Below are 12,859 nucleotides of genomic sequence, written 5' to 3' on the forward strand. Positions count from 1 at the left end.
TGCATTCAAACTGAGAACTCTGGCGTTTAAAAACCGCCTGCATCGTAATCATATGAATCCACAAGGACTTCTTTAATGAGAAACATCGAACTGCGTCATAAGTTCCCTTCTTTACTCTCGGTGTACACCCTGAAAAAAATATTGCCGGGAGCGGTCCTGGCGTTACTGGCCACCCCGGTACTGGCGGCAGAACAGAAACAGGGCAACGAGTTGACCATGGGGGCGGCGTGGATGTTGCGCCACGCTATTCTGGTTCGGATAAAAGCCGTGTCACGACCGCCCTGGTGCTTGATTACTCTATGGTAAATGGTTTCTTCGCCAGCACCACACGTGGTATCGGTTACGGCAACAGCATCGGCAAGCTGGATTACAGTGCTGCGCTCAGCTATCGCGCAGGCCGTAAGGATCATGACGTGGACAGCGACTCGATCAGCTACGGCAGCGACTACTTGCGAGGTATGGGCGACGTCAAAGGCTCGGCTATCAGTGCGCTTGGCCTGGGGTATGAGGTGACCGACTGGCTTAATTTGCAATTGCAGGGTGAGGTGCCGATTTCTCAGCGAAGCAATGGTGAGGCCTTGCATTTCAGCATTGTCAGCCCGCTCTATACGTCATCGAAAAACTCTGTGACGCTGGGGCTGACCAGTAGTTGGGGGACCAGCAAGTACGTGCAGACTTACTACGGGGTAAGTGCATCACAGTCGGCCGCATCGGGGTTTACTCGATATGATGCCAAGTCTGGAATTTATGCCTATTCACTGAATATGGACTGGACGCACAAGTTCAACCAAGACTGGAGCGTGGTTGCTGCAACAGGCTTTACGCAATTGGCGGGCGATGCACGCAACAGCCCAATTGTTCAACGAAAAGCATCGCCCACTGGAAGCTTGAAGGTGACATATAGTTTCTGATCGTTGTTCGAGGTTTGATTCTCGGCAGCTTGTGGCTATGCAGTGTCACTAAATACACACTCCATCCGCCCCGATTCAGATGATGGGGTTATCTGGGCATTGAAGTCGATGATGCGTTAGATGTCTCTGAGTCGATTGAAGTCTAAGGTTGTCAGGGTTGCAACAGCAGCCCTGTGCCAGAAGCGGACATTACTGATTTTAACCTTCAGAAAAGGTAGGTATACCAACCGTCGTAACAAATATCGGTTAAAATTTCATAGTGTATTTAAGGAGAATAGATTTCATATGCGAATTCCTGATTATCCTTCGCGAGATTCTTATAAATGGGCACAGGTAGATGCCTGGTTTTCTGAAAAGCTCGCCCCTGAAGACTCAGATTTAAAATACACCCTCGCTAATAACATAGTTCAAGGATTGCCCACACACGATGTATCTGCTTTGCAGGGAAAAATGCTGGCCATTTTCATTCGTATGTCACGTGCTGTCCGTGTTCTTGAAATAGGCACGCTTGGGGGTTATAGCACCATATGGATGGCCGTTCTTGAAAGGCCGCGGGATGTGCTGACGGGGATTTTGGAATCAATGTAAAGATCTAGTCTTTCAACCGGCGACGGCTCTCGAAGCAGTTTTAATTCAGTGGCAACAAGATGCTAATAGATCATGAGTTCCGGTCTCGGGTCCGCACCAGCCGCCTTTTATTCCGTACTAAATTGTGCGCTGAGCCAGCTGGAGAACGCCTTCATCGCGGGACTTTCGGCGCGCGTTTGTAACCGTGTCAGCCAGTAGCCTCCGAGGTTGATTTCAGCGGCAAAGGGGCGGATGAGTTTCTCCGTTTGCAGCAGGTGATTGAAAATCTTACAGGGGGCGAGCGCAATGCCTGTCCCCATCAGCGCAGCTTCGATCATGGTCAGTGAAGAGTCGAATATCATCACCGGTTGGGCGGGGGAAGGTGGATGTTCATTCATGCTTTGCAACCAGAGGCTCCATTCATCACGGCGAAAAGAACGCAGCAGGGTAAATTTATGCACGTCGGCAGGATGCTGCAACTGACGGGAAATCGCGGGAATACACAGCGGAGACAGTGGCGCATCGCAAATAAACTGCGCCTCCGTGCCGTGCCAGGCACCGCTACCGAAGCGAATGGTGTAATCGTGACCTTCCGCAGCTGGATCAACGCGATTATTGTGGGTGGAGAGTTGCAGTTCAATGTGCGGGTGATGATGGTTGAAATCATCCACACGCGGCAGCAGTAAACCTATGGCAAAACTTCCGACCACACCCACTTTAAGTTTTTCCCGTACCTGCCCTGCCCAGAAACGATCCAACGTATCCGCAATACGATCGAATGAATCATTCAACACAGGCAACAGACTTTCGCCTTCCGGGGTCAGCATCAGTCCGCGCGAAACACGCACAAACAACTGGCAGCCCAGCTGCTGTTCCAGTGATTTCACCTGCTGGCTGACCGCCGCATGAGTGACATGCAGTTCTGAGGCGGCATTAGTAAAGCTTAGATGGCGGGCAGCGGCTTCGAATGATCTCAGCGCATTTAAAGGAATATAAGGGCGAACCACGATTTCACCTGTAAGTTTTTCTTTTATCAGCCCCTAAAATTAACAGTTTGTTGTAATCTGTCAAACGGGGCACACTTCCGGTGGGACAACAAACCATAAGGTTAATAACAGTGAAGTTAATTTCTCAAACGTTGATAGCAACGGTATTGGCATCTGTGTGCTCAATGAGTAACGCAGCCACTCCTGATGTGGAAACTACCGTGAGTCAGGCAATAAAACCTCTGATGCAGCAGCAAGGTATCCCCGGAATGGCGGTCGCGGTAGTGGTTAAAGGAAAGCCCTACTACTTTACCTGGGGGTTGGCTGATGTAGCACAAAAGCGTCCGGTGACAGAAGACACCCTCTTTGAACTGGGTTCAGTGAGTAAAACCTTCACGGGGGTATTGGGTGGCGTCGCCGTGACGAAAGGAGAGATTGCGCTTAAGGATCCGGCCAGCAAATACTGGCAGGCACTTAACACGCCGCAGTGGCACGACATTACACTGCTTCAACTGGCGACTTACACCGCAGGTGGCCTGCCGTTGCAGGTTCCGGATGCAGTCACTGATGAGAAAGGGTTGGTACAGTTCTATCAGCAGTGGCAACCCCAATGGTCACCCGGAACCACGCGTCAGTATGCGAACAGCAGCATCGGTCTTTTCGGGTTTTTAGCGGTAAAACCCACCGGACTTTCCTTTGAGCAAGCCATGCAACAACGCGTGTTTACGCCGCTCAAGCTCAGCCACACCTTTATTACCGTGCCAGATTCCGCCAAAAACGCTTACGCCTGGGGTTACCGTGAGGGTAAGCCCGTTCGTGTATCACCGGGTATGCTGGATGCGGAAGCCTATGGGGTGAAATCTTCGATAAAAGATATGTCGCGCTGGATGCAGGCGAATATGGATCCGCAGAAGGTGGCAGATAAGACGTTACAGCAGGCTTTGGATCTGGCACAAACGCGTTTTTATCGCACCGACGCACTCTATCAGGGGTTGGGCTGGGAAATGCTTGACTGGCCAGCGCAGGCAGAACTGGCAGTAAAAGGCGCAGATAACAAGATCGCGCTGGGTCCGCAGCAGGTGCGGGATGCGCAGTCACATCCACGCGTGACTGCATCATGGGTCCACAAGACCGGAGCAACCGGCGGATTTGGTGCCTATGTGGCTTTTATTCCTGAGAAACAGGTAGGCATCGTTATGCTGGCGAATAAAAATTATCCCAACACTGAGCGGGTAAAAGCTGCGATGCAAATTTTAAAGGCATTGCAGTAATCAGCAATAAACCGATGCGGCACTCCCGTATGAAACCCCGTAACAAACGGGAATCTGTCTGATATAAAAAAAACCTCCGGCACTTAACGGAGGTTTTTTTATTTCTACATATTCAGGCTTTTACGCTGCATAAAACTCTCGTAGCGAAAATACATATCGCAGGACAAGTGAAACTCTTTAAGCCAGTACGCGTAAACATGCAGGAAGTGATACATCAGACAAGGCAGATAGCACAGCAGGAAATACACCACGAACGGCATGCTGATAGTAAGGCCGCCTGCAATGAAACTCAGAATAAATATCCACCCCGCCTGTACCATAGCTAACAGTATTATCCGGACTAAAAAGGGCTTGCTGATAAACCGACCGAAGGGCACCGGCGGAGCAGAATAGATGGTGATCTCTTTCAGAAAGATACGCCCCAGAAACAGGTAGCGTTTAGAAAGCCGCGAAAACGCCAGGTTTATAGCCAGCACGACGCCGCAGAGGATCAGCATGGCAATCATCAGTCTGGCGGAAAAATACCCCTCGCTGAAGGAAAACGCCGGATTCGCCTGCAACGGGCTAACCGAAAGCACATTGAGCGCGGTATTCACTGCAACGTAATAACCGGTGTACTGATAGATATTCCTGAAACTCACCGTGCTGCTCATGCCGGTCAGCACCTGGCGGATATAAACCCGCCGCACCGTTCTGAAGACCAGAGTCATGAAAACCGGTGATATCAGATACAGATAAATAATGCTGAACCGGCTGGCGGGCAACCGTAAACACACCTGCGCCATCAGCCAGAAAAAGATCACAGAACAGGCACTGACGACCGCAGGTCTGGCGAAAAATGCCGTTATTTTTGAGCAGCTTCGGCCTTTCAGGGCATCCAGATTAACGCGGTTAATCACATAGCTGTAAGCCCAGTACGCTTTCAGTTCGTGCAGCAGCGTAAAGAGCGTGATCGCCAGAATTACGCTGACCGTACCCGCATCATGGGAAGTAAAGGAAAAGGCGTTATTTTTCCAGTAAAAACCCAGCACAACGAACAGAATAACGCAGATAAACGGAATGAGTTTTTTATCCTGAAAGCGAACAAACTTTGCATAATCGGGGATCATTTCACGCCACTCACTGTGCCATCAGTTTTGCAATGCACCGCCATTTCGGGCGTGAATTTTGCGAAATCATTGAGTAAATGAATCAGATAGGCTTTGTTGCTGATCTCGGCAAACTGAACCGGTGTCGGCTTATCCAGAAAGTGCTCCATAGACGCCGTCCATTGCACGGCGTGCGTCAGATGCAGGGATAAATTCTCCCTGATGATCTCAGGATTTGTTACGGGCAAACCGGTGACGTTCATCAGCACGTCAAACTGTGGCGGCCTGATATCTATGTCTGCCAGAAAATCGCGCATCGGTTGCACGCCGCTGTTCATCAGACGGGTATGCCACGCCCCGCTCACTCCGGGCTTGATGCTCTCAAGCACGGCTCCGGCAACCGCCTGACCGGCGTTACGCAGCGCGGTTAGCGTGCCGCCGATCACCTGTTGCTTACGGCTGTTATCGCAGCTTATTTCTGCCTCAATGCCTTTTTGCGCGAGCAGTTCAGTCAGGCCCGCCCGGTCGCTGCCCTTCACCACCAGCATGCTCCCTTTGTTCGCGAGGCTCAGGTCGTGCATCAGCGTGGAACGGAAATGAATGACCCGGAATAAATCCTCCAGCGTGATAGCTCCGGCGGCGTAAAGCGCGGAATATTCCCCCACGCTGTGACCGCAGGCACCGGAGAAGGCCACATCGCCGTGACTTTCGCGATAAAGGGTAAAAAGCATCGTGTTAATGGCCGTGACGGCGATTTGCTGCACGGGGGTCTGAACCAGCCGGGTCATCGGCCCTTTAGCACACAGGCGGCGGATATTCAGCCCGGAAATATCACTGGCGCAATCCCAGATACGACGGGTTTCGGCACTGGTATCCCATAAGTCAGATCCCATCCCGATGACCGGATTCCCCTGCCCGGCAAATAATAAGACAACCGGTTTTGTTGCGTTTATGTCCATCTCTCTGTCCCTGTGAATCACCTAGAGGTGATACTTAAAACCCAGATAAGTGCCGAGAGTTTCGCCGAATAAAGCAAACTCCGAATCACTCTTTCCAAATGCCGTGTAAAGACCGCCATAAAGCTCAAGCTGCGGATTCAGCGGCTTGTTGATATTCAGGCCGACGGTCGCACTCTTGTCCTGTAAATTCATGACAGCAAAAGGCTGAACCGATGACTGGTCATCCGTCAGGAAACTGCCGTAGGCGTTGAGGTAATGTTTTCCCAGCAGGTTTCCCTGGCTGGAAGCGTTGTAGATTTCAGACGCCATCAGATATTTGTAGGCGTCAAATGCCCGGTCCAGCGGCGCGTAATTCGTCCTCTGGTTCAGGAATTTAATGAGGTCCGTTTGTTTGTCCCACTGCGCGGAAGAATATCCTTCACTTTGAAAGTAATATTCGAGGCCAAACTGACTGAAGCGATCGGTGGTGTATTGCATTCCGAGCGCCAGCTCAACGCCATCGTCATCCTTTGCGCTGTAAAGGGCGTCAGGGAAACGGTAACTCTGCACATCGCGCGCACTCTTTTCGTCTAGGTGCAGCCACTGCTGCTGAAAATGGTAGGCCAGTTCGGTGCTCAGAATGAACTGCGGCGTGACGTTCAGCGTTTGTGCAACGGCGACCGATTTTTTATCGCCCGTCATCAGGCTTACCGAAGGCGTGCTGTCACCCCACCGGTAATCCGTGTACGTCAGCAGATAACGGTCGCTGGCATTGGAACGGGCCAGCGCATTCCAGTTTCCCGAAGATTCATAGCGCGGACCGGGCTGCGTGAGCCGTGGCGCCGCGGTTAACGACAGCGAGTAAGCAAGCGTATCCTGCGCCAGCACCGCGCCCCAAAATGCATCGGTATAAAGCGGTTTCATGTCAGGTGAATTAATACGCGTAGCCTTAAACCCGGCGTTGTAATTGCTGAGCAGGCTGGCCGGGGATTTCAGGTAGAAAGCGCCGCCTTTTGGCCGGAGTTTACCGACGTCCAGCCGGAGACTTTCTGTCGGTGTGTAGGACAAACGAAGCTTATCGATCAGCGCCCGCAGGCGGTGGTCGTCTTTCTCAAAGGCGCCGGGACTTTTATACGGATAATAGGCCAGGCCGAGCAGCGAGAAATCCACGTCCAGCTTGTCTTCAACCAGCGTGCAGTCGTTGCGGTAATTCAGCGCGACATCATTAAACGTATTGTTTGCGGCATACGGGTTTTTCCCGTCAATCTGCCAGACAGGCGGTTGTTTACTGACGTAAGACGCTTGCGCGTAAATCACCGTGTCGGAATTCGTCAGGCAGGCGGCGTAAAGCGGTAACGACGGCCACACGCCGCTGGCCAGTATCAGCAAGGCAGAACGTTTCAATTGCCGCCCCGCTGAATACTCTCTTTCGTAAAGCGGGAAAGCGGCAGCGACTCAAACCGGACATCGCTGTATTCCATGACCGAATAACCGCTGCCACGGCGCGGATCCGTGACTTTAATTTTGGACGGTCTTTCCCTGCCCAGCAGCGGTGTGTAACCGAGGTACCACACTTCCTTAAGCAGCTTGTCATCGAGAGAAAAATACGACGCTTTATAAGGGCGGTAGCTGCCTTTCTCCACGAGGTAATTCACTTTCGGATAGGTGACTTCCGCTGAGCGACGGGTGAGCATCAGCGAATAGCAGACGTTCGCGCCGCAAGGGACTTCGCCCTGCAACGTGGCGTCATACGCAAACTCAAAGTTAGTCACAATCACGTCGCCGTTAGAGATCTGCCCGATCAGCCTTTGCTGACGGGAGATCGGCACAGGGCGGCGCAGCTCCGGCGTGTAAAACCATAAGTCGTAGCCGTCGGACAACATGACTTTGCCGCGATCCCGTGGCGGAGAAACGAAGCGCGCCAGTGAACGGGCGTCGGCCTGTTCACCGTCTTTCGGTTTCAGAAAGCGCATGGAGATATCCAGAACCTGCTGATTCACCGGCGCATTTTCGCCGGATTTAAATTCATTCACGGTCACCGTGTAACGAAAGGGCTGATCGGGTGACCGGATATCGTCGGCCTGCCGGATGATATTCAGGGCTGTGCTGGTGTCTGCAACGTGCCCGTCTGCGTGCGTGAATACCGGGAACCACGCGAGACAACTGGCGATTAGAAAGCGGCCTGATTTCATGGAGATGTCCTTATACCGCTTTAAAAGCGTCCGAAATATTCAACCGCGATGCCCGCAGTGCCGGTAAAACCGAGGCCAGTGACGACGTGAGCACCGGCAAAATCAGGGTGATCCAGATGAGTTCGGCACTGTCCGTTTTGATAAAGGCGTTGTAGCCGAGCGTCTGCCCCGGAGACGGCGGCATCGCGATACCTTTCAGGTTGATCAGGTAGGCAATCACCATTCCCAGAATCAGGCTCCCCGCAGCACCGAGCGCGCCGATATAAATCCCTTCAAGCAAAAACAGTCGTGTTACGTGTCCGGGTCGCAGGCCGATCGCCCGCAACGTGGTGATTTCGCGGGTTCGTTCGGCGATATTCATGGTCATTGAATTGCTGATCATGAAGATCACGATCAACGCGACAATGGCTTTAATGAAGAAGTAAATGCCGGTCAGCAAGCCTTCAACCTGCTGATAAAAAATCGACAGTTCTTGCCAGTTTTTCACCATCAGCGGCAAATGCCGGTCGGCAATAAACTGTGTGAGTCTGGCGCTGAACTCCGGCAAATCCGCATCATCGTTCAGCAGAATGACGAACTTACTGACGCCATTGGTGTTCATCATGTGCTGCGCGGTTTGCAGGGGAATTTTCATCGCCACGTCGTCATAATCTTTTATGCCGGAGGTGAAAATGCCGCGCACTTTCAGTGACAATGCGCCCTGCCCGCCCTGCGCGTTGGCCACCAGCACGTCCAGCCAGTCGGAATACTGTGCGTTCAGGGTTTTTGCCAGTCCGCTTCCCAGGATCACTTCATCCGTTTTAATGCGCGACAGATCGCTGCCTGACACCAGTTTGTCGAAAGAGCCCAGTTTCAGCGCCGGTAAAGGCTCGATGCCCAGACCGGCAAAATAGCTTGAGGTTTCACTCTCGTAGTGGGAAATCACACCGGTAAATTCGAGCTGGCCTGAAATCGTGGAAATATAATCTTTCAGTTCGGGGTCATTCAGGATTTCATTTTTCAGCTCGTCATAATTGCCAATAATGCTTTTGCTTTTATTCGAGGTTTCAAAATAGTTTTTGTCGTAAATCTGAATATGACCGACGTTGGTTCTGACGGTTTGTTCTTTCAATATCCAGAAAGAATACTGAATAAAACCGCCGTAAAGGAAAATGGCTAATCCACCCAAAATAATGGCGGTCAGGGTAGAGAAGGAACGTCGCTTATGTCTGAATAAATTCAGGAAGGCAAATTTCGTATCCTGCGGCCGCCGGATCAGGCAATATAATACAAAACCGACGATCACCAGCAGGGCGAGGTTGGTTATAATCATTCCAGTTAACATTTACTCACCTTTCATCAAAGGCACAACAATCTGAGTGATTTCACCGATATCCCACGCGGGGCTGGCATCTGACTTCAGGGATAATAATTTTACCGCCACCGGGCCGCGGTTTTTAAGTTGTGTTAAAAGCGTATTCGCCCCGGCGGTATCTCCGCAACTGAGCAATGCCCGGTAACGCATAAAAAGAATATTGATCAGGATATCGCTGTCGAAATTAGCCCGGTTTTTTAACAGATAATCGGTATCGGCCAGCGCTATGACACAGCGCCCTTGCTTTGCCGGTAAATAAGCATCAATACGGGCGCGTAAATAACGCACCTGCGGTGTATTTTCATGCGAATCAGCCGCTTCATCCAGATAAAAAAAACCTGTTTTCCCGTATTCCGAGGCCAGCACATAATCATTCACCGCGGCATAGTGATCCGCCATCCGCAGCGTGCCGTAAGAGTAGAAAATCAGCGATGCGATATCTTTTTGCTGTTCATATTCATGCAGCAATGCCTGCGTGGTGGCCGATAACGCCTCCGGCTGAACAGGGAAACCCTGTTGCAGCACGGCCTCCAGAGCCGGTGTCCCGGAACGCGCGGCGGCAGCTCCGTGAACGGCTAAAGACAAGCAGATCGCGAGAATAACGGCGCTATTTCGAAACATCATGAACAATTTCTCCATCCTTGATTTCAATCACCCGCCGCGCCCGGTCCCTGAGCTGCGTGGAGTGGGTCGAGACAATAAATGTGGTGCGGGTTTCCTGATTAATCTTCATCAGCAGATCCAGAATCGCCTCGCCGGTAGCCTGATCAAGATTGCCGGTGGGTTCGTCCGCCACCACAACCTGCGGGTCATGCGCCAGCGCTCTGGCAATTGCCACACGCTGTTGCTGACCGCCAGAAAGTTGCCCCGGCGTGCGGTTGCCCAGTGCGCCAATGCCGACGCTCTCAAGGGTCTGTTGTGTCCGTTCCCGCGCCTCTTTCCGGCCATACCGGCCATTGAGGATCAGCGGATAACACACGTTATCAAACGCGGAAAGCACCGGGATCAGGTTGAAAAACTGGAAGATAAATCCCAGATGACGGCCGCGAATGACGGACAACTGGCCTTCATCAAGCTCGTTCAGCGATTTATCCAGAAACAGCGTCGAGCCCGACGTGGGCTTATCAATGCCGGACAAAATGTTCAGCAACGTACTTTTCCCGCTGCCGGAAGGCCCGCACAGCGCCAGAAATTCGCCTCGGGCAATCTCCAGATTAATATTTTTCAGCGCGTCGACTTTGCCGTCGCCGGTTCCGAAGCTTTTACACACATCCATCAGCAATATTGCCGGCCGTTCCCTGATCATCGTCGCCATCGTTTCGCCCGCTTAATTTCCCTGAAACCAGGTGTCAAAGTACTGATATCCGCCCACGTTATCCGGCACGATGGTGCGCATTTTCCCGCCCGTTACCGTATGTTGCTGAAGATAAATCCAGCTCAGCGCGGGCGTCAGGCAGCCGCTGCCGCCATAGCGTTCGGGCAGGCTGACTTTTTGCCTGTCACGCTTATTTTCGCTGAATGTTTCGCGCCAGAGACTGTTTCGTCTTAAACCTGAAAAACACATCAGGTCAATATCGTCATCGGCACCGGAAAAAATATCCCCCGATGCCACCTCTTTATTCTGCGGAATATATTTCCCGGTATTAATTTTCAGAGAACTTTCCCGCTGACTGAAAATAAAACACCCGACACGCTCAACCGACAGGTTTATTTTTATGTCCTGATCCTGAATTATCTCTTTTTTATTCACGGCCAGATCTTCATCGGAGAACACCAGCACCGGCACCGCCCGGTAAGCGGCACAGATCACCACAAAATCGAAGATATCCCAGTCAAGATAATCCTGCGCCAGACGCATGGCCTGAACCAGCGACTGTTTTTCGCCACGAATTTTGCAGCTAAAATCTTTGACGGCGAATTTTTTGATCAGATTTTTCGGTAATGTATCGATCGTCGCCTGATGCAGTGCGCTGTTAATATTTTCAAACGAAGAACTTTCGCCCCAGCTGTCGGCATAAATAAAGGCCGTCCGCGATTTCATCAATAACATCCGCTCTTTCGCGCTGAGGTTATGCAATGCCGCTTCCGACACGTCTTCCATCGCAACAATATAATCCGTGTAATGGGGCGTTCTGATCATCTCACTGGCGTAAATATCACTGCCCGTTCCAAACCGTTTAAATCCCCAGCCGTTTGAACGGGTGGATTTAAGCGCGCGGTTATAGAGGTGTGACTCCCAGACATTCAGCCAGGAAGGCGCATACATATACACCCGCCCTTCCGGCTCGGTCATGGCGAAGGAAGATAAATACATAATACTTTCCCTGTAAAATTAAGAGGCGGTATCGCTCTCAGACATCACAACACCCATGACCGAGCCATCAACGCCCAGCCCGACTTTTAAAAGATGGCGCTTGTTGTGTGTGATCTGTCCCTGATTGAGCACCACACACGGCGCGACATTTTCACGGATCGGGCCGGTTCCTGCGGGCGAAAGCAGCGTTTTCTGACACAAAGCCTGGTGGCCGATGATCAAATCCACAATCCCTGAACCGGTTGGGGTGTAGCCAATCTGCCCTTTATAAGCCAGAACCGGCACCGGGCTTTCACCGTGGAAAGAGGCCAGCGCCAGAGCCTCGGCTTTATCGCTGGCTTCAGCACCGTTTCCGTGCGGAATAATCGCGGCCAGATCCCCGCAGAGAATGTCCGCCTGCTCCAGCGCTTTGTTCATCACTTTCAGCAGGTTTGCACTCAGCTGCGCTCCGTCGTTGCTCCGCCCCGCACTGGTTTGCGTGTAGACAGACGTGAGCCGGACGCCATCAGGCATCTGTCGCGCATGGCGGTGCCGGGCGCTTTCCAGCAACATCGCGCAGCCGCCTTCGGCAAATAACACGCCCTGACCGGACGCACCAAAAGGCTGAACGGTGTCGCCGCCGAGCATTCCCTGGCTGGTCAGAAAACTGATGTCCTGCGTGGTAATCAGCGAGCAGTTCACCACCATTACCACGTCGATATGCCCGCTTTCGATGGCCTGAATCCCCAGATGTACCGCAGCCAGCGAGGAATTGCTGGTGCAATGCAGATTGGGCGGCAGGTGTTTCAGGTCAAACGTCGTCGCTACGTGATGCGCCAGTTTGTCCTGAGACATATTGGCGACATGCAAATTCTGCACCGAACGGGTGAGCGTCACGTCCTCAATATCGTTGTGATCATAAAAAGCCAGATAATCACTCACGTCTACACGCGGACCTAAACCGGTCAGATAAACCCGGACGTTTTCTCCCGTCAGGCTGTGTTTCTCCAGCCCGGCATGGGCAAGCGCCGTTAAGATAAGGTCACTGACCCACTGACCGATATCCTTCACCGGCTCTGGTAAACGGGCAACAAAACCGTTATTGCTCAGCCCGCATTGTCTGGCGGCGTCGTCAGAAGAAAACCATCGCGCTTTACGGACGCAGCGCCCTTCTTTCAGCCCGTCGGTTAAGGCGTCGCTGCTCTGCGCAAACGCCAGACATGCGCTGTAACCCGAGATTATGGCTGCGTTATCCACGC

The 12,859-nt window shown here is 52.2% G+C and carries 11 protein-coding genes and 2 pseudogenes; 3 read left to right on the plus strand and 10 right to left on the minus strand.

Annotation, left to right across the window (positions count from 1 at the left end; all coding sequences use genetic code 11):
* Window positions 1–75 precede the first annotated feature (75 nt).
* A pseudogene (locus BV494_RS23000) lies at window positions 76–911 on the plus strand (MipA/OmpV family protein).
* Window positions 912–1,196: 285 nt separating this feature from the next.
* Window positions 1,197–1,484 (plus strand): annotated as a pseudogene (locus BV494_RS23005) (methyltransferase); the annotation flags it as partial.
* A gap of 122 nt (window positions 1,485–1,606) precedes the next feature.
* Here the strand turns inward: BV494_RS23005 and ampR are convergent.
* Window positions 1,607–2,485, minus strand: a complete 879-nt coding sequence (gene ampR, locus BV494_RS23010; protein WP_104925119.1) for a LysR family transcriptional regulator AmpR — start codon at window positions 2,483–2,485, stop codon at window positions 1,607–1,609.
* Window positions 2,486–2,649: 164 nt separating this feature from the next.
* Here ampR and ampC point away from each other — a divergent pair, with 164 nt between their 5' ends.
* Window positions 2,650–3,735, plus strand: coding sequence for a class C beta-lactamase (ampC, locus tag BV494_RS23015; protein ID WP_192938192.1), 1,086 nt, complete (start codon window positions 2,650–2,652; stop codon window positions 3,733–3,735).
* A 104-nt stretch (window positions 3,736–3,839) separates the two neighbouring features.
* Here ampC and BV494_RS23020 read toward each other — a convergent pair whose 3' ends face one another.
* The 9 genes from BV494_RS23020 to BV494_RS23060 are packed head-to-tail and all read right to left on the minus strand — an operon-like array spanning window position 3,840 to window position 12,857.
* Window positions 3,840–4,844, minus strand: a complete 1,005-nt coding sequence (locus BV494_RS23020) for a YcdU family protein (RefSeq protein ID WP_104925121.1) — start codon at window positions 4,842–4,844, stop codon at window positions 3,840–3,842.
* On the minus strand, window positions 4,841–5,782 hold the full coding sequence (locus tag BV494_RS23025) for an ACP S-malonyltransferase (RefSeq protein WP_104925122.1): 942 nt from the start codon (window positions 5,780–5,782) through the stop codon (window positions 4,841–4,843). Before BV494_RS23025 ends, BV494_RS23020 begins: the two co-directional genes overlap by 4 nt.
* A 21-nt stretch (window positions 5,783–5,803) precedes the next feature.
* A complete protein-coding gene (locus BV494_RS23030; RefSeq protein ID WP_226790104.1) occupies window positions 5,804–7,165 on the minus strand; it encodes a hypothetical protein in 1,362 nt (453 codons plus the stop codon).
* A complete protein-coding gene (locus tag BV494_RS23035) occupies window positions 7,162–7,953 on the minus strand; it encodes an outer membrane lipoprotein-sorting protein (protein WP_104925123.1) in 792 nt (263 codons plus the stop codon). Before BV494_RS23035 ends, BV494_RS23030 begins: the two co-directional genes overlap by 4 nt.
* 10 nt (window positions 7,954–7,963) lie before the next feature.
* Window positions 7,964–9,277 (minus strand): ABC transporter permease, encoded by a 1,314-nt coding sequence (locus BV494_RS23040; protein ID WP_104925124.1) that lies wholly within the window; start codon window positions 9,275–9,277, stop codon window positions 7,964–7,966.
* Window positions 9,278–9,931 carry a hypothetical protein gene (locus tag BV494_RS23045; protein ID WP_226790105.1) on the minus strand — a complete coding sequence of 218 codons (654 nt, stop codon included), beginning with the start codon at window positions 9,929–9,931 and terminating at the stop codon, window positions 9,278–9,280.
* The gene (locus tag BV494_RS23050; RefSeq protein ID WP_104925125.1) at window positions 9,915–10,622 is read right to left on the minus strand and encodes an ABC transporter ATP-binding protein; all 708 of its coding nucleotides are present in this window, start codon (window positions 10,620–10,622) and stop codon (window positions 9,915–9,917) included. Before BV494_RS23050 ends, BV494_RS23045 begins: the two co-directional genes overlap by 17 nt.
* A gap of 12 nt (window positions 10,623–10,634) precedes the next feature.
* A complete protein-coding gene (locus tag BV494_RS23055) occupies window positions 10,635–11,621 on the minus strand; it encodes an ATP-binding protein (RefSeq protein WP_104925126.1) in 987 nt (328 codons plus the stop codon).
* An 18-nt stretch (window positions 11,622–11,639) separates the two neighbouring features.
* Window positions 11,640–12,857: a beta-ketoacyl synthase N-terminal-like domain-containing protein gene (locus BV494_RS23060; protein ID WP_104925288.1), complete on the minus strand. Its 1,218-nt coding sequence runs from the start codon at window positions 12,855–12,857 to the stop codon at window positions 11,640–11,642.
* Window positions 12,858–12,859: the final 2 nt, after the last annotated feature.

Origin of the sequence: Rahnella sikkimica (assembly GCF_002951615.1) — a bacterium.
GTDB lineage: Bacteria > Pseudomonadota > Gammaproteobacteria > Enterobacterales > Enterobacteriaceae > Rahnella > Rahnella sikkimica.

Bases quoted from the DNA above. Each gene is read 5' to 3' on its own strand.
- ampC (WP_192938192.1), top strand. From the start codon at position 2,650: ATGAGTAACGCAGCCACTCCTGATGTGGAAACTACCGTGAGTCAGGCA.
- BV494_RS23020 (WP_104925121.1), bottom strand. From the start codon at position 4,844: ATGATCCCCGATTATGCAAAGTTTGTTCGCTTTCAGGATAAAAAACTC.
- BV494_RS23025 (WP_104925122.1), bottom strand. From the start codon at position 5,782: ATGGACATAAACGCAACAAAACCGGTTGTCTTATTATTTGCCGGGCAG.
- BV494_RS23035 (WP_104925123.1), bottom strand. From the start codon at position 7,953: ATGAAATCAGGCCGCTTTCTAATCGCCAGTTGTCTCGCGTGGTTCCCG.
- BV494_RS23040 (WP_104925124.1), bottom strand. From the start codon at position 9,277: ATGTTAACTGGAATGATTATAACCAACCTCGCCCTGCTGGTGATCGTC.
- BV494_RS23045 (WP_226790105.1), bottom strand. From the start codon at position 9,931: ATGATGTTTCGAAATAGCGCCGTTATTCTCGCGATCTGCTTGTCTTTA.
- BV494_RS23050 (WP_104925125.1), bottom strand. From the start codon at position 10,622: ATGGCGACGATGATCAGGGAACGGCCGGCAATATTGCTGATGGATGTG.
- BV494_RS23055 (WP_104925126.1), bottom strand. From the start codon at position 11,621: ATGTATTTATCTTCCTTCGCCATGACCGAGCCGGAAGGGCGGGTGTAT.